The sequence below is a fragment of the Actinoplanes sp. NPDC049118 genome (assembly GCF_040648555.1).
Classification (GTDB): domain Bacteria; phylum Actinomycetota; class Actinomycetes; order Mycobacteriales; family Micromonosporaceae; genus Actinoplanes.
Map to the genome: position 1 here is coordinate 63258 of NZ_JBEZDY010000022.1, position 19190 is coordinate 82447.

Annotated in this window: 21 protein-coding genes; 15 read left to right on the plus strand and 6 right to left on the minus strand. The window is 72.1% G+C overall.

Going from position 1 to position 19190, the window contains the following annotated elements:
* The first annotated feature begins 64 nt into the window (after positions 1–64).
* The 6 genes from AB0B58_RS30245 to AB0B58_RS30270 all read left to right on the plus strand — a co-directional run bounded on the left by AB0B58_RS30245 (position 65) and on the right by AB0B58_RS30270 (position 5738).
* Complete coding sequence (locus AB0B58_RS30245) at positions 65–256, plus strand: hypothetical protein (protein ID WP_360230432.1); 192 nt, start codon at positions 65–67, stop codon at positions 254–256.
* A 13-nt stretch (positions 257–269) separates the two neighbouring features.
* Positions 270–854, plus strand: a complete 585-nt coding sequence (locus AB0B58_RS30250) for a sigma factor (protein ID WP_360230434.1) — start codon at positions 270–272, stop codon at positions 852–854.
* Positions 851–2557, plus strand: a complete 1707-nt coding sequence (locus tag AB0B58_RS30255) for a sigma-70 family RNA polymerase sigma factor (protein ID WP_360230436.1) — start codon at positions 851–853, stop codon at positions 2555–2557. Before AB0B58_RS30250 ends, AB0B58_RS30255 begins: the two co-directional genes overlap by 4 nt.
* A gap of 294 nt (positions 2558–2851) precedes the next feature.
* Positions 2852–3052, plus strand: coding sequence for a hypothetical protein (locus AB0B58_RS30260; protein ID WP_360230438.1), 201 nt, complete (start codon positions 2852–2854; stop codon positions 3050–3052).
* Positions 3053–3071: 19 nt separating this feature from the next.
* Positions 3072–3323 (plus strand): hypothetical protein, encoded by a 252-nt coding sequence (locus AB0B58_RS30265; protein ID WP_360230440.1) that lies wholly within the window; start codon positions 3072–3074, stop codon positions 3321–3323.
* A 150-nt stretch (positions 3324–3473) separates the two neighbouring features.
* Complete coding sequence (locus AB0B58_RS30270) at positions 3474–5738, plus strand: arginine/lysine/ornithine decarboxylase (RefSeq protein WP_360230442.1); 2265 nt, start codon at positions 3474–3476, stop codon at positions 5736–5738.
* Between the two features lie 13 nt (positions 5739–5751).
* Here the strand turns inward: AB0B58_RS30270 and AB0B58_RS30275 are convergent, their stop codons facing one another.
* Positions 5752–6573 carry a hypothetical protein gene (locus tag AB0B58_RS30275; RefSeq protein ID WP_360230444.1) on the minus strand — a complete coding sequence of 274 codons (822 nt, stop codon included), beginning with the start codon at positions 6571–6573 and terminating at the stop codon, positions 5752–5754.
* A 162-nt stretch (positions 6574–6735) separates the two neighbouring features.
* Positions 6736–7776: a DUF2278 family protein gene (locus AB0B58_RS30280; RefSeq protein ID WP_360230446.1), complete on the minus strand. Its 1041-nt coding sequence runs from the start codon at positions 7774–7776 to the stop codon at positions 6736–6738.
* Positions 7777–7892: 116 nt separating this feature from the next.
* On the opposite strand from AB0B58_RS30280, the gene AB0B58_RS30285 reads away from it, so the two are divergent.
* From AB0B58_RS30285 to AB0B58_RS30295, 3 genes are read left to right on the plus strand one after another with little or no spacing between them, the layout of a single operon-like run.
* Positions 7893–8423, plus strand: coding sequence for an EXLDI protein (locus tag AB0B58_RS30285; protein ID WP_360230448.1), 531 nt, complete (start codon positions 7893–7895; stop codon positions 8421–8423).
* Between the two features lie 36 nt (positions 8424–8459).
* Positions 8460–8597 carry a hypothetical protein gene (locus AB0B58_RS30290; RefSeq protein ID WP_360230450.1) on the plus strand — a complete coding sequence of 46 codons (138 nt, stop codon included), beginning with the start codon at positions 8460–8462 and terminating at the stop codon, positions 8595–8597.
* A 50-nt stretch (positions 8598–8647) separates the two neighbouring features.
* Positions 8648–10087 carry an SMI1/KNR4 family protein gene (locus tag AB0B58_RS30295; RefSeq protein WP_360230452.1) on the plus strand — a complete coding sequence of 480 codons (1440 nt, stop codon included), beginning with the start codon at positions 8648–8650 and terminating at the stop codon, positions 10085–10087.
* Positions 10088–10099: 12 nt separating this feature from the next.
* On the opposite strand, the gene AB0B58_RS30300 is transcribed toward AB0B58_RS30295, so the two are convergent.
* Together AB0B58_RS30300 and AB0B58_RS30305 are read right to left on the minus strand one after the other, a co-directional pair.
* Positions 10100–11149, minus strand: a complete 1050-nt coding sequence (locus AB0B58_RS30300; protein ID WP_360230597.1) for an LLM class F420-dependent oxidoreductase — start codon at positions 11147–11149, stop codon at positions 10100–10102.
* Positions 11150–11166: 17 nt separating this feature from the next.
* Positions 11167–12258, minus strand: coding sequence for an alcohol dehydrogenase catalytic domain-containing protein (locus tag AB0B58_RS30305; protein ID WP_360230454.1), 1092 nt, complete (start codon positions 12256–12258; stop codon positions 11167–11169).
* A gap of 103 nt (positions 12259–12361) precedes the next feature.
* Here AB0B58_RS30305 and AB0B58_RS30310 point away from each other — a divergent pair, with 103 nt between their 5' ends.
* The 4 genes from AB0B58_RS30310 to AB0B58_RS30325 all read left to right on the plus strand — a co-directional run bounded on the left by AB0B58_RS30310 (position 12362) and on the right by AB0B58_RS30325 (position 15203).
* Complete coding sequence (locus AB0B58_RS30310) at positions 12362–12991, plus strand: TetR/AcrR family transcriptional regulator (protein WP_360230456.1); 630 nt, start codon at positions 12362–12364, stop codon at positions 12989–12991.
* A gap of 64 nt (positions 12992–13055) precedes the next feature.
* Positions 13056–13817: a glucose 1-dehydrogenase gene (locus AB0B58_RS30315; protein WP_360230458.1), complete on the plus strand. Its 762-nt coding sequence runs from the start codon at positions 13056–13058 to the stop codon at positions 13815–13817.
* A gap of 1 nt (position 13818) precedes the next feature.
* Positions 13819–14754: an SDR family NAD(P)-dependent oxidoreductase gene (locus AB0B58_RS30320; protein WP_360230460.1), complete on the plus strand. Its 936-nt coding sequence runs from the start codon at positions 13819–13821 to the stop codon at positions 14752–14754.
* Positions 14751–15203, plus strand: coding sequence for a TIGR03618 family F420-dependent PPOX class oxidoreductase (locus AB0B58_RS30325; RefSeq protein ID WP_360230462.1), 453 nt, complete (start codon positions 14751–14753; stop codon positions 15201–15203). The genes AB0B58_RS30320 and AB0B58_RS30325 overlap by 4 nt, the downstream gene beginning before the upstream one ends.
* Here AB0B58_RS30325 and AB0B58_RS30330 read toward each other — a convergent pair.
* Both AB0B58_RS30330 and AB0B58_RS30335 read right to left on the minus strand, forming a co-directional pair.
* The gene (locus AB0B58_RS30330; protein WP_360230464.1) at positions 15196–16704 is read right to left on the minus strand and encodes an aldehyde dehydrogenase family protein; all 1509 of its coding nucleotides are present in this window, start codon (positions 16702–16704) and stop codon (positions 15196–15198) included. The genes AB0B58_RS30325 and AB0B58_RS30330 overlap by 8 nt on opposite strands.
* Positions 16705–16738: 34 nt before the next feature.
* A complete protein-coding gene (locus tag AB0B58_RS30335; RefSeq protein ID WP_360230466.1) occupies positions 16739–17515 on the minus strand; it encodes an SDR family oxidoreductase in 777 nt (258 codons plus the stop codon).
* Between the two features lie 46 nt (positions 17516–17561).
* Here AB0B58_RS30335 and AB0B58_RS30340 point away from each other — a divergent pair, with 46 nt between their 5' ends.
* The gene (locus AB0B58_RS30340; RefSeq protein ID WP_360230468.1) at positions 17562–18311 is read left to right on the plus strand and encodes an enoyl-CoA hydratase family protein; all 750 of its coding nucleotides are present in this window, start codon (positions 17562–17564) and stop codon (positions 18309–18311) included.
* A gap of 5 nt (positions 18312–18316) precedes the next feature.
* Positions 18317–19162, plus strand: a complete 846-nt coding sequence (locus AB0B58_RS30345) for a CoA-transferase (RefSeq protein ID WP_360230599.1) — start codon at positions 18317–18319, stop codon at positions 19160–19162.
* Positions 19163–19190 lie beyond the last annotated feature (28 nt).

A 19190-nucleotide genomic window follows, 5' to 3' on the forward strand; every position in this document is an offset into this window, starting at 1 on the left:
GACAGTCGCCCGTCGCCGGGCACCGCTCAGATCCGGATTCCTCGATCCAGAAAGGACGTCGATCATGACCGCGTCGTCGTCTCCAGAGCCCCTGCCGATCCGGTGGGCGGTTATCTTCTTATGCGCAGCGCTGTTCGGGGTGATCGTGGGTGGCTTCACCCTCGCGCAGACCGCGGGCTGGCCGGCGGCGATTCTGGCGGCGCTGGTCGGGGCCGGCCCAGCCGTCCCGGCGCTGCATCGGATACTCGGCCGCTGACCCGGGAGCGTAGATGGACAACCCAGCCACGGAGAGTGGCACCTCCGATCCGGTCGGCAGCCCATCGGGTGTCCAGCAACCGGAGGCCGCACCGGCCGGGTCGCTGGAGGACCGGAGGGCCCGAGATCTCGAGTTCAGCCTGTTCTACCAGCAGGACATGCCGCGGCTGGTCGGCTTCCTGATCGTGCGGGGTGCCCACCCGCACGCGGCGGCCGACGCGGCACAGGACGCCATGATCGAGGCGTACCGGCAATGGGACAGCATCGCCACGCCCCGGGCGTGGGTTCGCAGCGTCGCGCAGCGCTCCTGGTGGCGGCACCGGGAGGATCTGCACACCGAACCGCTCGACGCCGAGACGTCGTACGAGCACCTGCTCAGCCGCGACGCGGCCGACGAGATCGTGAACCAGCACGCCTTCCTCGCCGCGTTGGCGATGCTGACCGACGCCCAGCGGGAGGTGATGGCCTGGACCTACGACGACTACCAGCCGACCGAGATAGCCGACCTCATCCACAAGGAGCCGGCCACCGTGCGGTCCCTGTTGCGGGCCGGGCGGAACGTCCTGCGGGAGGCGCGACCCCGGGCGGAGGAGCAGTGAACAGCACACCGCCGGTGGACCCCGCAGCCCTGCCGTTCGGCCCGGAGCACGCGCGGCTGGTCAACGACCTCGCCTCGGCGCTCCCCCTCCGGACCGGCCTCGCCGCTATCCTCGGGTACGCCGGTACGCCGGCCGCCCCGGGGGCCGCGGACGAACCGCACCAGGACGATCACGCCGACCTCGTCGCCGACCTCGCGGCGAGGCTTCCCGTGGCACAGGGTCTGACCGCCATCCTCGACACCGAGCGCGGACACGCCGGCCTCGTCTCCGACATCTCGGCTCGCCTCCGCACCGACCGTGGGCTCGCCGCCATCCTCGGCCCCGCGGACCCCGCTCCCGGCGCGCCACCGGCCGACCAACGCGAACCAGCGCCGCCGGTCGCCATGAGCATCGACAGGATCCGTGGCGGATCCGGCCATCACCGCCTCGAACTGCGCCGCGGACAACGGCACCGCTACCTCGAGGACGCGATGGACCGGCTCGATCGCATCCGGGAGCTGCTGGCGGACGCGGACATCCGCCGGCACCGGAACGACGTGGACCTCCAGACGCTGCCCGCCGCGTTCGACCGGCAACATCGCCGCCTCGCCGCGGCCGCCGCCGCACTCGCGGACAGCGTGCCTGTGGCGGATACATCCGACATACCCGCGTTGGTCCAGGCAAGTATCGACGGCGACGAAGAAGCCTGGAACCAGCTCGTGCGGCGGCATGCGCACCTCGTGACCGCGGTGATCCGGCAGTACCGGTTGGCGCCGTCGGACGCGCGGGATGTCAGCCAGACGGTCTGGCTGCGGCTGGTCGAGAACCTTGCCAAGATCCGCGAGCCGGCGGCACTGGCCGCGTGGATCACCACCACGACCAGGCGGGAGTGCATGAGGGTGCAGCGCTCCGGCGGGAGCACCGGGCCGTCCGACCCGCAGCAGGGCCGGGTACCGGACCGGTCGGCGGCGGTCGGCACGGACAGGGTGCTGACGGAGGCGGCGGATCGGAACCAGGCGCTACGGGACGCGCTGGCCGTGTTGTCACCGCGCCAGCGGGAGCTGCTGGCGCTGCTGGTCACCGAGCCGCCGATTTCGTACGCGGAGATCAGCCGCCGCTTGGGCATGCCGATCGGCAGCATCGGACCGACCCGTAGCCGGCTACTGGCGAAGCTGCGCACCCGGATCGACGCCGACGACCGGTCGGCCCACCTGTTCGCCGACCGTGACCGCGTCGAGTCGCGCGTTCCCGTCGACGCCGACGACGCGGAATTCGCCGATTGGATCGCCGCCATCGCCGCCTCCTCACGACCGGCTTCAGTGGATCCGAGATTGGGCCCGGACCGGACCGGGCTGCGACATTTCGAGTCGCTGGTCCGGGACGTGGTTGCCGGCCTCGACGAGACTTCGGACCGGCTGCGGCTCGGTGCCGGTATCGACGAGGGGCTGCGACGGGAGTGCCTGGAGTGGGTCGACCGGTTGACCATTGCCGTGCGGCAGATCCTGACGGCGTTGTCCGACTTCTGCGGCGCAGACCTACGCGAAGTGAATCCCGAGCTCGAGCTCTCCGATCTGGACGGCGTTCTCTGGTCGACAGCCGGCGCGGCGCGGGGCGCCACCCGGTGGCCGGAGGCCTTGACCAAGACGGTGTTCGATCATTCGGAAGAGGTGGAAGAGGGGACGTTCGTGGTTCGGTTCGGCGTGCGGGTGGGCGCAGGACACTGACCACCGGGGATTCCGCCGCGGCCAAGACGCCATCTCGTAAGACCTCGCCGCCGGCGGCTCGCGCGTGATCGGGGGTTCGCTGCGGAACATCGCCGCCGCGGCGGGTTGGACGGCAACCCAGCTCCACAAGGCCTCGGAGCCTGTGGTCGCGGTCATCGCGGCCGGTGAACGATGGGATGACGGCTCGCTGCGACCCGCACTGGAGGATCTGTGGGGAGCAGGAGCATTCCTTGCCGGCTTGGCCGAACGGGCCGTCGGACCGCTGTCTTGTTCGATACCCACACCGACCCATCGATGCGGTTCGGCATGCTGAAGATCAAGACGACGCTCGACGCGATGCTGCGCCGATTCGACTGGACGCTGCCGCCCTCCTACGAGGCACCGTGGCGCTTCACCTCGCTACCGGCCCCGGCCGACGGCCTACCCCTGGTGCTGCGTCCGAGCCGGGCACACACCTCCCCCGCCGCCCCGGTAGTCTCACCCGGCCATCGATGATCTTCCAAGGGGGCGGCGCTTGTCCGAGGACGAGGCATACCAGCTCAGCTACTCGCTCACCACTGTGGCCATCAGGGGCGTCTTCTGCCTCGCGATCGTCGGCGGGGCGGCGTGGCTGATCTTCCTGCTGGTGCGCAGCTCCATCCTGCGGCGGCGGCAGCGGGCCTTCCGGCCACCGATGCCCCCGTACCCGCAGCAGCCTCCCTACCAGCAACACCCTCAGTACCCGCACCCGCCGCAGCCCCCGGCGGACCCGCCCCCGGGGTCGTAGACGCGGCAGCGAAGCGGATGAACCGGTCGGTGGATGTCACCCGGCTCGGGGAACCGCGCGGGGTTCGCGCCCGGATCGCTCTCGTCCTGGCTAGGTTCACGGCGATGCACCTGCCCCGCTGCGCCAGCTACCGCCGAGAGGGCGTTCACCTTGTCGTTCCCGGTCACGATCGTCACGCCCGCGGAAGGCCCCGCCGGGGCGCAAAGGCCACTGGAACTTCTCGAAGCCGCCCTGGTCCGGGCCGGTCTGGAGCTCGGGCGGATCGGCGACGACGGGCGGGGCACCGAGCGGTTGGGAACGCTGGCACACGTCGCCCGGTCTAGCTCGGCCGTTCTCTACACGCTGCAGCTCACCGTCCGCCGGTCAACCGACAGGCCCGAGGAACCCTCCGACGTGGCCGCCGTCCGCGCGGCAGCCGAGTTCGTGCAGGCCGTCCGCGCACACAATGACCGGGTCCCGATCCTGCTGTTCGGCGAGCAGTTGACGGCGCGTCGAATTCCGCAGTCGGTGCTCGCCCAGATCGACGGCGTCATCAACGCCTACGAGGACACCCCGGACTTTCTGGCCCGCAAGATCCAGCGGGAGGTCAGCCACTATGTCGGCCAGTTGGCACCGCCGTTCTTCGCGGCGCTGATGCGTTACGCCGACGACGGCGCCTACTCCTGGCACTGCCCCGGCCACTCCGGCGGCACCGCGTTCCTGAAGAGCCCCATCGGCATCCTCTTCCACGGGTTCTTCGGCGAGAACCTGCTGCGTGCCGACGTGTGCAACGCCGTCGAGGAACTGGGGCAGTTGCTCGATCACACCGGCCCCATCGCCGACAGCGAACGCCTCGCCGCCAGGACGTTCCGCGCCGACCACCTCTACTTCGTCACCAACGGCACCTCCACCTCCAACAAGATCGTGTGGAACTCGCTGGTCGGGCCGGGCGACATCGTCGCGGTGGACCGCAACTGCCACAAGTCGGTCCTGCACGCCATCATGCTCACCGGGGCCGTACCGATCTATCTGATGCCGACCCGCAACAAGGCCGGCACCATCGGGCCCATCCCGCGCAGCGAATTCACCGCCGCCGCACTCCAGGCCAAGATCGACGCCAGCCCTCTGGTCACCGACAAGAGCAAACGGATCCGCCTGCTGGCCCTGACCCAATCCACCTACGACGGCATCATCTACCGCGCCGACGAACTGAAGGAAAGCCTCGACGGCGTCGTCGACGCACTCCACTTCGACGAGGCCTGGCTGCCGCACGCCGGCTTCCACAAGCTGTACGAAGGGATGCACGGCGTCGCCAACGACCGCGACCGCACCAACCGGACCGTGGTCTACTCCACCCAGTCCACCCACAAGCTCCTCGCCGGGCTCTCCCAGGCGTCCCAGATCCTCGTCCAGGACACCGCCGGCGGCCACTACGACAGCCGGGTCCTGGCACAGGCGTACCGCATGCACACCTCGACCAGCCCGCAGTACGCCATCATCGCCAGCTGCGACGTGTCCGCTGAGATGATGGCCGGCAAACGCGGCCGCGCCCTGGTCGAGGAGAGCATCACCGAGGCGATGGAGTTCCGCCGCACCATCATCCGCGTCGGCGAGGAACGCGACGACTGGTGGTTCGGCGTCTGGGGACCGGACACCCCACCCCGGACCGGACTGCCCGAACGCTCCGAATGGGAGCTGACCGCCGACGCACCCTGGCACGGCTTCGACCAGGTCGACGACGGTTTCACCATGCTCGACCCGATCAAGGTCACCCTCACGATGCCGGGCCTCACCGTGCACGGCGAGTTCAGCGAACCCGGCTCACCGAGCATCCCGGGTGTGGTGCTGGCGCGCTATCTCGCCGAACACGGGGTCGTGGTGGAGAAGTCCGGCCTGTACTCGCTGCTCGTCCTCTTCACCATCGGTATCACCAAGGGCCGCTGGAACTCCCTGGTCGCCGAACTGCACCGCTTCAAGAGCGCCTACGACGGCAACGCCGCGATCGAGCGGCTCATGCCGGCCTTCGCCGCCGCGTACCCCGGTTACGCCCGGCTCGGACTACGGGACCTCTGCGATGCCCTGCACACCACCTACCGCGACGCCGACCTCGCCGAACTGACCACGACGATCTACACCGAGCCCGTCGAGCAGGTGACGCTCCCGGCCGACGCGTGGACCGCCATGGCCGCCGGGCACGTCGAACACGTGCCGGTGGAGGAGCTGGCCGGCCGTACGACCGCGGTGCTCCTCACCCCGTACCCGCCGGGGATTCCGCTGCTGGTCCCCGGCGAGCGGATCGGCGCGACGATCGTGCGTTTCCTCCGGCACGAACAGGCCCTGGCCCAGCGCTGGCCCGGCTTCACCGGCATCACCCACGGCGTCGCCGACGAGGGCACCGGCAATCACCGTACGGTCGCCTGCCTGCTCGCCTCGTAGCCGGGCCGGCCGGTCAGGAGCGCGGGTGGGCGCGCCGCTCGAAGCCCGGCATGTCGATGTGCGGGTCGAGGTCGTCGCCGGACGACACCTGGGCTGCCAGGCGCTGGGTGATGCGGCGGGCCCCGGGCCTGCGGCGGCCGTTGGCGTCCGGGACCTCGGGCTGGCTGAGCAGCTCGGCCATATCGCCCATCGAGCGGGCGATCTCCTCGAACGGGATGTACAGGGCGCGGTTCGCGGGCGAGCCGAGGTAGTCGAAGGGCTCGGAGCCGGCCATCGCGACGAACCGGACGCCCAGCATGTCCAGGTTACGGAAGGCGGCCGAGTCGAGCATGCAGACGACGTGCCGGACGTCCCAGCGGTGACCGGCGTTGATGAACGAACGGTAGAGCATGCTGCTGACCGTCAGGCCGTTGCGATCGGAGCGGTAGCGGGGAAGCACCGCGAGCGTGGCGTAGTCCCAGATCTTGCCGCCGTCATGCATGCCGTGCGCTTCGACGATCGCGGACAACGACACACCGATCAGGTCGGGCGCATCGTCCAGGGTCTTGCCGCCACCCTCGATCGCCCGTGCGGCGCCCGCCGGCAGCCCGGTCTCCCGGTCGAGGACCAGGAAGAAGTAGCTCTGCTCCTCGTACGCGGTGTACTCGGCGACCATCGCGGCCTCGTCCAGCCCGAACGACTCCTCGAACACGATCCGCTCGACGGTCCGCGCGATGTCGGCCAGCGGGTCGTGCGCGGCGAGGGCCAGGGCGACGAAACGGTTATCCGACGCGTGTTCGCTGAGCGCCGCGGCGCAGAGGTCGCTGAGGGTGGCGTCGTCGAGGGCATAGGACATGTTGGGGGGCTCCTTGGCGGTGCCAGCGGGGATGAGCTGTGCGCACCGGGCATAACGGGGGGAATCGAACTTATGCAGCATTATTCATGAATTCTGCTATGTCAAGAAATTCTGATCACACCGGCCTGCGGCCATGGCTGACAGGCCGGCGTCCCGGGCGGGTCAGCGGGCGAAGCGGATGAACCGGTCGGCGGCGGCGGTGTCCGCCGCGGTGAAGACGACGGCGTCGATCTGCCGGCCGGCGTGGTCGAGGAGCACGAGGTTGCCGCCGGCGTTGCTCAGCTGGACCCCGGTGCCGTCGAGCGCGATCAGCGCCGAACCGCCGGGCGACACGGTGAGACCGCCGATCGTGGTCACCCGGCGGTTCCTGTCCACCAGTTGCCAGCCGTCGAGCCGGACCGAGGCGTTGGCGAGGTTGCCGACCACCACGACCTCCTTGCCCGCGTCGTCGCCGGAGGGGTTGAGCAGCGCCCGCTCCAGGTAGACCGGCCCGTCGGCCGCGGGCGGCCCGGCCGGCGGCGTGCGGCCGGCGATCAGCTCCCCGATGAGCCGCGACTGCGCCGCCGGTCCCCCGTCGTCGTCGGTCGGTACCCGCTGGGTCTGGAAGGCGAGGAAGAGGCCGACGTGGCGGTCCGGGTGGGCGAGGATCAGGCCGCCGTCCTGCAGGGTGCCGTTGTCGTCGGCGTGCCGGCCGGTGTTGCCCTGGTTGAGGTGGATGTTGTGGATGCCGTGCAGGCCGTCGGTGTTGCCGAACTGCGCGTCGATCGGCTTGTGCAGGTTGCGGTCGAACCGGCTGCCGAACGCGAACAGCTCGCCGCCCGCGTTCCGGCACTGCTGCAGGTGCAGGGCCAGCAGGTCCTGCAGGTCGTCGGCGGAGGCGCTGCCGCTGGCCGGCAGGGCGGTACCCGCCCGCCAGTCGAAGAGCGGGGCACGCACGTAGTCCAGCGCGCTCGCCGGTGAACGGTGCGCCGTGCTGAAGCCGGTGGGCAGGGCCGCCAGCCCGGCCAGCACCGGGTGGCCGAGCAGCGGGTCGACCAGCCAGTAGACGACCTCCGAGCCGGTGTCGGACTGCACGTTCACCGCGATGCGCCAGGGCTGGCCGGTTCGGTCCAGCGCCCGGATCTGCAGGTGCGGCGTCGACTGGTCGTCCTCCCGTACCCAGCGATCCAGGTCTGCGCGCAGCACTCCGTAGCCACCTGCCATCTCTGACACCTCCCACCCAAGCAGAGACCATGCCGGCCGGCCTGATACGGCAAACACCCGATTGTGTGTACGTACAAGTATGCGTACCCTCAGGGCAAGGACGCGAAGGAGGAGCGATGCCGAACAAGACGATCTACGTAGCCGAGGACGACCTGCCGCTGTACCAGCGGGCGCAGGAGCTGGCCGGAGGCACGCTGTCGGCGGCCATCACGACGGCGCTGCGCCGCTTCGTCGAGGTCGAGGAGGGCCGCAAGCAGGGGTACGACGAGATCATCGTGCGCGTCGGTCCCGGCCTGGGCCGCAAGCAGCGGTTCTCCGGCGTGCTCCTCGCGCAGTGGGAGTGCTCCACCAACGAGCGGACGGAGAGCTACCACGTCTACCGGTCGCGCAGCAAGAAGTTCGTGGTCCACCTCGAACGCTCCGAGGCACACACCAACGTCGGCCCGAACGCGGAGAAGTGGAACACCGGATGGCGCGCCTGGGTGGGCGACTGGAGCGCCAACCAGACCTGGACGCGGACGCCCGCCGACTCCAGCCTGCACGTCGCCGAGACCCTCGAGGAGCTGCGCGACCTGCTGCCCGCCGAGCTCTACGACCTGGTCGCCGACATAGTGGATCAGCCGACCATCGAGGACCTCGACATCTGACTCCACCTCGACCTGGGCTGGTATCGGGACGAATTCGTGCTGTTCCTGCTGGACCCCGACTGGGACCACACGGTCAGGCGCGCCACCGACAGCATCGAGGAGGCCGTCGACCTGGTCTACGCCTGGCTGCGCGACCCGCCCGCGTACCCCAGGCAAGCGCGATCCGCTCAGTAACCGCCGATGAGCGGGACGGGGTCCGAAGCACCGCTCGTTAGAGTGTCGGCGTGGATCAACGCTGGCCGGACCGGGGGCCGTGGGTGATCGCGGCGACCTCTGCCGACGTCGACTGGCGGATCGCGGCGACCGCGCTCGCGGCGACCGCCGCGGTGCCGGTGGCGGCCGTCGTCGTCGGGGATGCCGTAGCCGGCGACGATCCGCTCCGGCCGCACCTGGCCGGGCTGCTCGAACTACCGGTGGCCGACCGGCTGACCCTGGAACAGGCACGCGACCTGGTCAGGGCGCTGAGCCGGACGCATGACCTGGTGCTGGTCGCCGCCGGCGCCGGCCTGCTCGTGCCGGTGGGCCGGGACGGCTGGACGCCGGCCGACCTCGCCGCGGCGGTGGGAGCGCCGGCCGTGGTCGTGACGGGGCCCGGCCCGGACGCGGTGAACCACACCACCCTCGCGCTCGGCGCCCTCGCCGGGCATGGCATCGCCGCCGCCGTCGTGACGATCGGCGAGGTCGACGAGGCGGCGCTGCCGGTCAGGCCGGCCGGCCGCATCCCGGCCGGCCCGCCGACCGACTTCGCCGAGGCCGCCGACTGGCTCGACCCGATGCTCCGCGTGACGGCCGGCCCGCCGCCGCCCGATCCCGCCGCCGCTCCCCGCCGGCCGCCGGTCAGCGGCAAGAGGTTCGTGCTGGCGCTGCTGGCGGTGTTCGCGGTGTTCGTCGTCATGGTCGTGGTGGTCTGCGGCCTGGCGTGGTGGGACCGCAGCCCCGCCGAGGTGGAGTCCCGGGTCAGTGTCACCGGCGGGCCGGCACCGGGACTGTCGAGGAACGGCGCACCGGTGCCCGGCCCGTCGCTACCGCTGCGGCGGCGGACGGCAGCCGACGTCTGCCCGCAGCACGCCGGCCCCGTCGCCGTCACCCACCCGGACGCGGCGGCCACCGAGCGGGTGAACGCGGCCTGGCGCCGGATCGAGAAGTGGCTCGCCGCCCACGCTCCGGCAGGCCGTCGCGCGCTGCGGGCGCCGGCGCCCGCGGCGCGGATCGACGAGCTCCAACGCCGGATGTCCGTGGCCTTCCCGGCGGACCTGGTCGCCTCGCTACGCCGGCACGACGGCGTGTCCGCCGGGGGCCGATTCACGCTGCCGCCGTTCTTCGCGCCCGAGACGCTCGACGGCATCCTCGAAGACTGGCAGGTGACCTGCGGCGTGCTGGCCGGTGCGGGCAGCACCTGGACGGATCCCTGGTGGGACCGGGCCTTCGTGCCGTTCGCGGCCGCCGGCGACGGCGGGACCCTCGTCGCCGACCAGCGGCCGGGCGGGCACGGGCGGGTCGGCGAGTTCTATCCGGAGGACGGCACCAGCTTCGCGACGTGGCCCGGGTCCATCGCCGAGTTGCTGGAGCTGACCGCCACCTCACTGGAGACCGGCCGGCCTTTCGCGGGCCGCTACCGCCCCCATCCCGACGCGGAGGGCGGACTCGATTGGGAGATCAAGTAACGCGTTCCGGGTTCAGGAACCGTCGATGAGCTCCCGCAGCCTGCCGACGTCTTCGACCCGGCCGGCGCGGGTGGCGGCCAGCGGGGACACCAGCAACGTGGTGACTCCGGCGGCGGCGAACTCGGCCAGTCGGCGCCGTACCTCGTCGGGCCGGCCCACCAGCGACGTCGCGCGCACCAGGTCGTCGGGGACCGCGGCGGCGGCCTCGGCCCGGCGACCGCTCAGGTAGAGCTCCTGGATGAGTTCGGCCTGCCTCCGGTAGCCGTAGCGCCGGAGCAGATCGTTGGAGAAGTTGCGGCCGCGGGCACCCATGCCGCCGAGGTAGAGGGCGAGCTGCGCGCGGTGCCGGTCCAGCAGCGCCGGGGTCGGGGCGGCGATCGCGAACGGGACGGGCACCATCACGTCCAGCGGACCCAGTTCCGGCTTGCGCCGGGACAGGCCCTCGGCGAGCGGCTCGGCCCACACCCGGGCCGCCGCGCCCGGGTCGAGGAAGAGCGCCTGCCAGCCCTCGGCGATCTCGGCGGCGAGCGCGACGTTGCGCGGTCCCATCGCGGCGATCAGGATCGGGATCCGCGTGCGCACGGGCCGATTGATGATCTTCAGGGGTTTGCCGAGACCGGTTCCCCGGCCCGCCGGCAGCGGAATGCGGTAGTGCTCGCCCTCGAACTCCAGGGTCTCGCGGCGCCAGACCCGCCGGCAGATCTCCACGACCTCACGGGTGCGGGCGAGCGGCGCGTCGTAGGCGACACCGTGGAATCCCTCGATCACCTGCGGGCCGGAGGCGCCGAGGCCGAGCGAGAAGCGGCCGCCGGAGACGTAGTCGAGGCCGGCCGCGGTCATCGCGGTCAGCGTCGGGGTGCGGGTGTAGAGCTGCATCACGCCGGAGGCGATCCGCAGGCGATCGGTGCGGGCCGCGATGTAACCGAGCTGGCTGACCGCATCGAAGCTGTACGCCTCCGGCACCACGACCAGCTCGGCGCCGGCCGCCTCGTACTCGACGAGCTCCTCGACGGCGTGCGCGAAGCCGTCGCCGCTGTAGCCGAGCTGAATGCCCAGGCGCAGGCACACGGTCGGCCCGCTCATTCGGCCGTGTCGTGGATGATCACCTGGCGGATGACGTCGCCGCGGCCGAGCGCGGCCAGCGCGTCGTCGATCTGGTCGAGCCGGAGCCGGTGGCTGATCATGCCGGCCAGGTCGAGCCGGCCGGCACGCCAGAGCGCGATCAGCCGGCCGAAGTCGCGCTCCGCGTTCGCCGAGCCGTACAGCGAGGGGATGATCCGTTTGCCCTCGAAGAGCAGCTCGAACGGGCTGAACTCCACCTTGTGCTCGTCGCGCCCGGCGCCGACCACCACCACCGTGCCGCCGCGGCGGGCGGCGCTCCAGGCGGTGCGCAGCGTCTGTGGCACCGCGACGACGTCGAACGCGTAGTCGAATCCCTCGCCGCCGGTGACCTCGGTGGACAGGTCGCTGAGCCCCTCGGGGGTGACCGCGTGCGTCGCGCCGAACCGGCGGGCCACGTCGTGCTTTGCCGCCACGGTGTCGACCGCGACGATGACGGCCGCGCCGGCCAGCCGCGCACCCTGTATCGCGGCGATGCCGACGCCGCCGCAGCCGATCACCACGACGCTCTCACCCGGCCGCACCGCGGCGGTGTTGACCACCGCGCCGACGCCGGTCATCACGCCGCACCCGATGAGCGCGGCGACCTCGTAGGGGACATCGGAGTCGATCTTCACGGCGCCGGGCCGGGCCACGACGATCTCCTCGGCGAAGGCGCCGCAGCCGGCCATTCCGAACGTCGGGGTGTCGCCGACCATGAAGCGCGGCATGACGTAGCCGGTCATCACGTGTGCCATGCACAGGTACGGCTCGCCGCGCCGGCAGTAGGCGCAGGATCCACAGGTCGGCAGCCAGTTCACGGTGACCCGGTCGCCGACGGCGAGGTCGTCGACCCCCTCGCCGACCTCGAGCACATCGCCGGCCGCCTCGTGGCCGAGCACCGCCGGCACCGGCTGCGGCAGCCCGCCGTGGCAGGCGGACAGGTCGGAGTGGCAGACGCCGGCCGCCCGGACCCGGATCCGGACCTCACCCGGGCCCGGCCCGATGACGCTCACGTCGTCGCGGATCTCGAACTTCTCGTCGCCGATCGCCTGGAGAACTGCCGCCCGCACCTCGCCACCCCCTCACAATTAGAACCTGTTCTAGGTTAGACCGGGCGGGGAAACCGAGCAAGCGATTGGGCAAGTGGGCCACCGGCCAGCAATAATCGACCAGGTGACCACCACTAAGAAGCCGGCCCGGTCCGGCGCCGCCGCGCTGCCGTCGGAGCGCCGCACGCACCTGGTCGAGCTGGCCGGGGAGCTCTTCGCCGAGAAGGGTTTCCGGGCCACGACCGTACGCGAGATCGCGGACGCGGCCGGCATCCTCTCCGGCAGCCTCTACCACCACTTCGACTCCAAGGAGTCGATCGGCGACGAGATCCTCAGCGGGTTCCTGGACGACGTGCTCGCCGGCTACCGGCAGGCGGTGCACGACACCGAGGACCCGCGCGCCGCGATCGAGCAGATCGTGCGCTCGAGCACCGCCACGCTCAGCCGGCATCGGGCCGCCCTCACCATGCTGCAGAACGACTGGACCTACTTCAGCGCCCAGCCGCGCTTCGCGTACCTGCGCAAGGCGATGAAGGAGATCGAGCAGATCTGGGTGGACCAGCTGGAGCGGGGCAAGCAGACCGGGCAGTTCCGGGCCGACGTCGACGCGCGGCTGATCTACCGGTTGCTGCGCGACGTCCTGTGGATACCCACCTCGTGGCGGCAGAGCCGGGGCCCCGCCTGGAGCACGGAACAGATCGTCGAGGGTTTCCTGCGGCTGCTCTTCGACGGGATCAGCGCGCCGACAGGATGACAGGGCGGGCCGCCCTGGCTACGCTACCAAGCAAGCGTTTGGTTGTGACGAGTCGGGAGGCACGATGGGGCGGCTGGACGGCAAGGTAGCGCTCATCACCGGCGGTGCCCGCGGCATGGGCAAGTCACACGCCCGGCACTTCGTCGCCGAGGGCGCGCGGGTGGTCATCGGCGATGTGCTCGACGACCGGGGGCGCGCGGTCGCCGACGGCATCGGCGAGCAGCGGAGCCGCTTCGTGCACCACGACGTGACCAGCGAGGCAGACTGGGCCGTCGCCGTCGACACCGCGCTGGAGGCCTTCGGCCGGCTCGACGTGCTGGTCAACAACGCCGGCATCCTGCGGCACGCGCCGATCGCCGACATGGCGCCGGCCGACTTCCGCCAGGTGCTCGACGTCAACCTGGTGGGCTGCTGGCTCGGCATCCGGCAGGCGGTGAAACCGATGACCGCGGCCGGCGGCGGCTCGATCGTCAACGTCTCGTCGATCGAGGGCTTCGTCGGCGCGGCCGGGCTGTCGGCGTACAGCGCCAGCAAGTTCGGCGTCCGCGGCATCACCAAGTCGGCGGCGCAGGAGCTGGGGCGGTTCGGCATCCGGGTCAACTCGGTGCACCCCGGCGGGGTGATGACGTCGATGGCGGTCACCGCGGCGCAGTCGTTTGTCGACGTGGATCCGGCCGGGTTCCTCAAGTCGCTGCCGATCGCCCGGTTCGCCGAGCCGGTGGAGATCTCCCGCCTGGTCGCGTTCCTCGCCTCGGACGAGTCCTCGTACACCACGGGCGCCGAGTTCCTCGCCGACGGCGGCCTGCTCAGCGGCCCGGGCTACTGAGATGGGCGGCGAGCTACTGCTCTGCGGCCGGGTCGCGGCCGTCACCGGCGCGGGCAACGGTCTCGGCGCGGCCGAGGCGCTGGCCCTGGCCGCGGCCGGCGCCCGGCTGGTCCTCAACGACCTGCCCGGCGACGCGCTGGACGCCGTCGCCGACCGGATCCGGGCGGCCGGCGGCGAGGCGGTCGTCTGCCCCGGCGACGTCGCCGAGTTCTCGACCGGGCAGGCCCTGCTCGACCGGGCGGTCACGGCGTTCGGCGGGCTGGACATCCTGGTCAACAACGCCGGCGTGCTGCGCGACCGGATGATCTTCTCGATGTCGGAACAGGAGTGGGACGCGGTCGTCCGGGTGCACCTGCGCGGGCACTTCGTCACCACGCGGTTCGCCACCGCGTACTGGCGCGAACGCGGCAAGGCCACCGGCGGCCCGGTGTACGCCCGGATCGTCAACACCTCCTCGGAGGCGTTCCTGCTCGGCTCGGCCGGGCAACCCAACTACGCCGCCGCCAAGGGCGGCATCGTCGCGCTGACCCTCGCGACCGCACGTGGCTGCGCCCGCTACGGCGTCCGCGCCAACGCCATCTGCCCGCGCGCCCGCACGGCGATGACCGGGGAGCTCATGGGCCCCGCGCCGGACGGACCGGACCCGCTGTCGCCGGCCCGGGTGGCGCCGCTGGTGACCTACCTGGCCGGCCCGGCCGGCGCGCGCGTCACCGGCGAGGTGTTCGTGGTGCACGGCGACGTGGTGGCGCTGCTCGGCCCGCCGACGGTCCGCGCGGCGTTCCACGCCGCCGGCGGCGAATGGTCGGTGTCCGAACTGGACGCTACGCTCGGCCCCGTGTTCACCGACGACCCGCCGCGCCCCGGCTTCGTGTGCGAGGAGACGCTGCCGCTGGCCGACACCACGTTCGGCGAGGACCGCGAGCGGACGGCCCGGTGAAACAGCGGGCGGCCGTCGCGATGAGCGCCGACGAGGTCGCGGCGCTGCTCGCGCAGGCGCGCAAGGTGCACCTCGCGACCATCAACCCGGACGGCACGCCGCACCTGGTCACGATGTTCTACGGGCTGTCCGGCGGCCGGATCGCCTTCTGGACCTACCGCGCCGCGCAGAAGGCGCGCAACCTGGCCCGCGACCCGCGGGTGACCTGCCTGGTCGAGGACGGCGAGGACTACTTCGAGCTGCGCGGCGTACAGGTGGCCGGGGTGGCCCGGCGGGTCGACGACCCGGCCGGGGTGGCCGCGGTCGGGCACCTGATCGCCGCCCGGATGCCCGGCATGCCCGCGGAGGCGCTCGACGACTACGTGGCGCGGGCGGCGCCGAAGCGGGCGGCCTATCTGGTCGAGCCCGCCCGGGTGGTCAGCTGGGACCACCGCAAGCTGCTCACATGAGCTCGTCGGTGGTGGGCAACAGGACGGTCTTCAGCTCGGTGTAGGCCTCGATCGAGCTGCGCCCGCCCTCGCGGCCGATGCCGGACTGGCCGTACCCGCCGAAGGCCACGTGCGGCTCCAGCTGATAGCCGTTGATGCCGACGGTGCCGGCCCGCACCGCGCGCGCCGCCCGCACCGCCCGCTTGACGTCCGTGGTCCACACCGTCGCGGACAGGCCGTACGAGGTGTCGTTGGCCATCCGGATCGCCTCGTCCTCGTCGGTGAACGGCACCACCGCGAGCACCGGGCCGAAGATCTCCTCCCGGGCGATTGTCGCGTCGTTGGAGACGTCGGCGAAGACCGTCGGTGCGACGAAGTTCCCGGCGGAGAGCTCGCCGTCGACCCGGGCGCCGCCGCAGACCAGCCGGGCGCCCTCGGCGCTACCGCGCTCGATGTAGCCGAGCACCCGATCCAGCTGGCGCTCGTTGATCAGCGGCGAGGCGGTGGTCTCCGGGTGGAAGGGGTCGCCGTAGTTGACCAGGGCCGCCATGCCCTCGGCGACGGCGAGGAACTCGTCGTAGACGTCCCGGTGCACCAGCGCCCGGGACTGCGCCACGCACGCCTGGCCGGACAGGCCCAGCGTCACCGTGCCCATCGTGGTGGCGGCGGCCGCGTAGACCTCGGCATCGGCGAAGACGATCGACGGGCTCTTGCCGCCCAGCTCCAGGCCGACCCGCTTCATCCCGCTCGCCGCGGCGGTCAGCACCCGCCGGCCCACCGCCCGACTGCCGGTGAAGGTGATCTTGTCGACCAGCGGGTGATTGATCAGCGCGTCGCCGGTCGGCTCGCCGGGCCCGGTCACGACGTTGAGCACGCCCGGCGGCAGCCCGGCCTCCTCGACGAGACGGGCCAGCCGCAGCACGGAGAAGGTCGCGTACTCCGAGGGTTTGAGCACGACGGTGCAGCCGGCGGCCAGCGCCGGCGCGAGCTTCTGCGCGGCCAGCAGCAGCGGGCCGTTCCACGGGATGACCGCGGCCACCACGCCGACCGGCTCGCGCAGGGTCATCACCAGGTGATCGCCGCCCTGGTACGCGGGCAGCGTCTCGCCGCCGAGCTTGTCGACCCAGCCGGCGTGGTGGTCGAAGACGTCGCACACGCAGTCGACCGAGAACGCGTACGTGGCGCCGAAGCTGATCGGCACGCCGTTGTCGAGCGCCTGCAGGGCCAGCAGCTCGTCGCCGTGCGCACGGATCAGGTCGCAGAGCCGGCGCAGCACCCGGATGCGTTCCGTGGCCCGGGCGCGCGGCCACGGCCCCTCGTCGAAGGCGCGGCGCGCGGCGCGCACGGCCGCGTCCACATCGGCGGCGTCCGCCGTCGCGAACTCGCCGACCTCCTCGCCGGTCGCCGGATGCCGGTGCGTCCACGTCCGACCGTCCGCGGCCGGGCGCCATGCGCCGTCGATGAGCAGCTCGCCGGTGGTCAGGCCCGTCGCGTCCCGGTGCGCCTTGATCGAGAGAACCATGTGAACCTCCGGCGGCTCGATAATGGAACGTGTTCTACTTCTGCGGAGAGTACGCCTCGGCCCGGACGTCCGCCAGGTACCCCGGCCATTCGCCGCCACCGTGCACGGCCAGGGCCGCACCGGTCACGTAGCCGGCCAGCGGCGACGCGAGCAGCAGGCACGCCTGTGCCACATCCGCCGGCGTCGCGGCCCGACCCATCGGCACGGTGCGGGCCACCACCGCGGGATCCGCGTGCGTGTCCGCCAGCTCGGTCGCCACGGGCCCGACGACGAGGCTGTTCACCCGCACCTTCGGGGCCCACTCCATGGCGAGGCTGACGGCCAGGTGGTGCAGGCCGGCCTTGGCCGCGCCGTACGCGGCGGTACCGGGCGACGGCCGGACGCCGCTCACGCTGCCCACCATGAGCAGGACCCCGCCGTCCGGCTGTTCCTGCATGACCGCGTTGGCCGCCTGGGACACGTGCAGCGGCGCGATCAGGTTGAGCTCGATGATCTTCGCGTGCAGCCGGGGCGAGGCGGTGCCGGCCGCCGTCGGCGGGGCGCCGCCGGCGTTGTTCACCAGCACGTCGAGGCGCCCGAACCGCCGCACGGCCTCGGCGACGAGCCGGGCCGCCTGCTCCGGGTCGCGCACGTCGGCCCGGACGAACTCGGCGGCGGCGCCGTCCACCCGCGGCGGCCCGGCCGGGTCGTTGCGCGCACACACCAGCACCCGGGCACCCGCGGCGAGGAAGGCGCGGGCGATGCCGACGCCGATCCCCCGGGTCCCCCCGGTGACGACGACGGCGCGATCGGTGAAGTCCAATGGATCCATCCGCCGATGGTAGCTAACCAAGCAAGCGCTAGGTTATGGTCGATCGGTGGGCGTGCAGCTGCATCGCGGAGCCATAGCCGAGGTGGTCATCGATTTCCCGCCGGTCAACGCGGTTCCGGCGGCCGGCTGGCTGGCGCTGGCCGACGCGCTGAACGCGGCCGGCGCCGATCCGGACACCCGGGTGGTCGTCCTGGCCGCGCTGGGCCGCGGCTTCTGCGCCGGGGTGGACATCAAGGAGATGCAGGCCACGGCGGGGCACGACGCGCTGCTGGCCGCCAACCGCGGCTGCGCGGCGGCGTTCGCGGCCGTCTACGACTGCCCGGTGCCGGTGATCGCCGCGGTGCACGGCTTCTGTCTCGGCGGCGGCGTCGGCCTGATCGGCAACGCGGACCTGATCGTCGCCGCCGACGACGCCACGGTCGGGCTGCCGGAGGTGGACCGCGGCGCGCTCGGTGCGGCCACCCACCTGGCCCGCCTCGTGCCGCACCAGCTGATGCGGACGATGGTCTACACCTGCCGCACCGTCTCCGCGCAGGACCTTTACCGCTTCGGCACGGTCCTCGAGGTGGTGCCCGCCCACCTGCTGCGCGACGCCGCGCGGGCGGTGGGTCGGGAGATCGCGGCGAAGGACCCGCTGGTGATCCGGCGGGCCAAGGAGTCGCTCAACGGCATCGACCCGGTCGACGTGAAGCGCTCCTACCGGTTCGAGCAGGGCTTCACGTTCGAGCTGAACCTCAACGGCGCCGGCGACCGCGCCCGGCAGCGCTTCGTCGAGGGCGGTGGGGCGTCGTGGTAGAGGTGATGACGGTCGCCGACGTGGTCGGCGAGCTGCGCTCCGGCATGACGGTCGGCATCGGCGGCTGGGGCTCGCGCCGCAAGCCAATGGCGCTGGTCCGGGCCGTCGCGCGGGCCGGCCTGACCGACCTGACGGTGGTCTCCTTCGGCGGGCCCGACGTCGGGCTGCTGATCGCCGCCGGCTGCGTGCGGCGGGTGGTCACCGGCTTCGTGTCGCTGGACAGCATCGCCCTCGAACCGCACTTCCGGCTGGCCCGCCAGCGCGGCGCCGTGCGGCTGACCGAGCTGGACGAGGGGATGGTCTACTGGGGCCTGCTCGCCGCGGCCAACCGGCTGCCGTTCCTGCCGATCCGGGCCGGGCTCGGCTCCGACGTGATGCGCGTCAACCCGCACCTGCGCACGGTCCGCTCGCCGTACCCCGACGGTGAGGAGCTGGTCGCGATGCCGGCCCTGCGGCTGGACGCCGCCCTGATCCACCTGAACCGGGCCGACCGCCGGGGCAACGGCCGCTACCTCGGCCCGGACCCGTACTTCGACGACCTGTTCTGCCTGGCCGCGCGGCGCAGCTTCATGTCCTGCGAGCGGCTCGTCGACACCGCCGAGCTGGCCGCGGGCGGCCCGCCGCAGGGCCTGCTGGTGAACCGCACGATGATCGACGGCGTGGCGGAGACGCCCAACGGCGCGCACTTCACCAGCTGCGTGCCCGACTACGACCGCGACGAGGCGTTCCAGCGGGAGTACGCGACCGCGGCCGCCGACGCGGACGGCTGGGAACGGTTCCGGGCCACCTACCTCGACGGCGACGAGGCCCACTACCAGGCGACCGTGCAGTCCCGGCGGGTGACGGCATGAGCGAGCTTGCGAGCGAATCATCAGCTCA

Bases quoted from the DNA above. Each gene is read 5' to 3' on its own strand.
- AB0B58_RS30245 (WP_360230432.1), top strand. From the start codon at position 65: ATGACCGCGTCGTCGTCTCCAGAGCCCCTGCCGATCCGGTGGGCGGTT.
- AB0B58_RS30250 (WP_360230434.1), top strand. From the start codon at position 270: ATGGACAACCCAGCCACGGAGAGTGGCACCTCCGATCCGGTCGGCAGC.
- AB0B58_RS30260 (WP_360230438.1), top strand. From the start codon at position 2,852: ATGCGGTTCGGCATGCTGAAGATCAAGACGACGCTCGACGCGATGCTG.
- AB0B58_RS30275 (WP_360230444.1), bottom strand. From the start codon at position 6,573: ATGTCCTATGCCCTCGACGACGCCACCCTCAGCGACCTCTGCGCCGCG.
- AB0B58_RS30280 (WP_360230446.1), bottom strand. From the start codon at position 7,776: ATGGCAGGTGGCTACGGAGTGCTGCGCGCAGACCTGGATCGCTGGGTA.
- AB0B58_RS30285 (WP_360230448.1), top strand. From the start codon at position 7,893: ATGCCGAACAAGACGATCTACGTAGCCGAGGACGACCTGCCGCTGTAC.
- AB0B58_RS30315 (WP_360230458.1), top strand. From the start codon at position 13,056: ATGGGGCGGCTGGACGGCAAGGTAGCGCTCATCACCGGCGGTGCCCGC.
- AB0B58_RS30320 (WP_360230460.1), top strand. From the start codon at position 13,819: ATGGGCGGCGAGCTACTGCTCTGCGGCCGGGTCGCGGCCGTCACCGGC.
- AB0B58_RS30330 (WP_360230464.1), bottom strand. From the start codon at position 16,704: ATGGTTCTCTCGATCAAGGCGCACCGGGACGCGACGGGCCTGACCACC.
- AB0B58_RS30335 (WP_360230466.1), bottom strand. From the start codon at position 17,515: ATGGATCCATTGGACTTCACCGATCGCGCCGTCGTCGTCACCGGGGGG.
- AB0B58_RS30345 (WP_360230599.1), top strand. From the start codon at position 18,317: ATGACGGTCGCCGACGTGGTCGGCGAGCTGCGCTCCGGCATGACGGTC.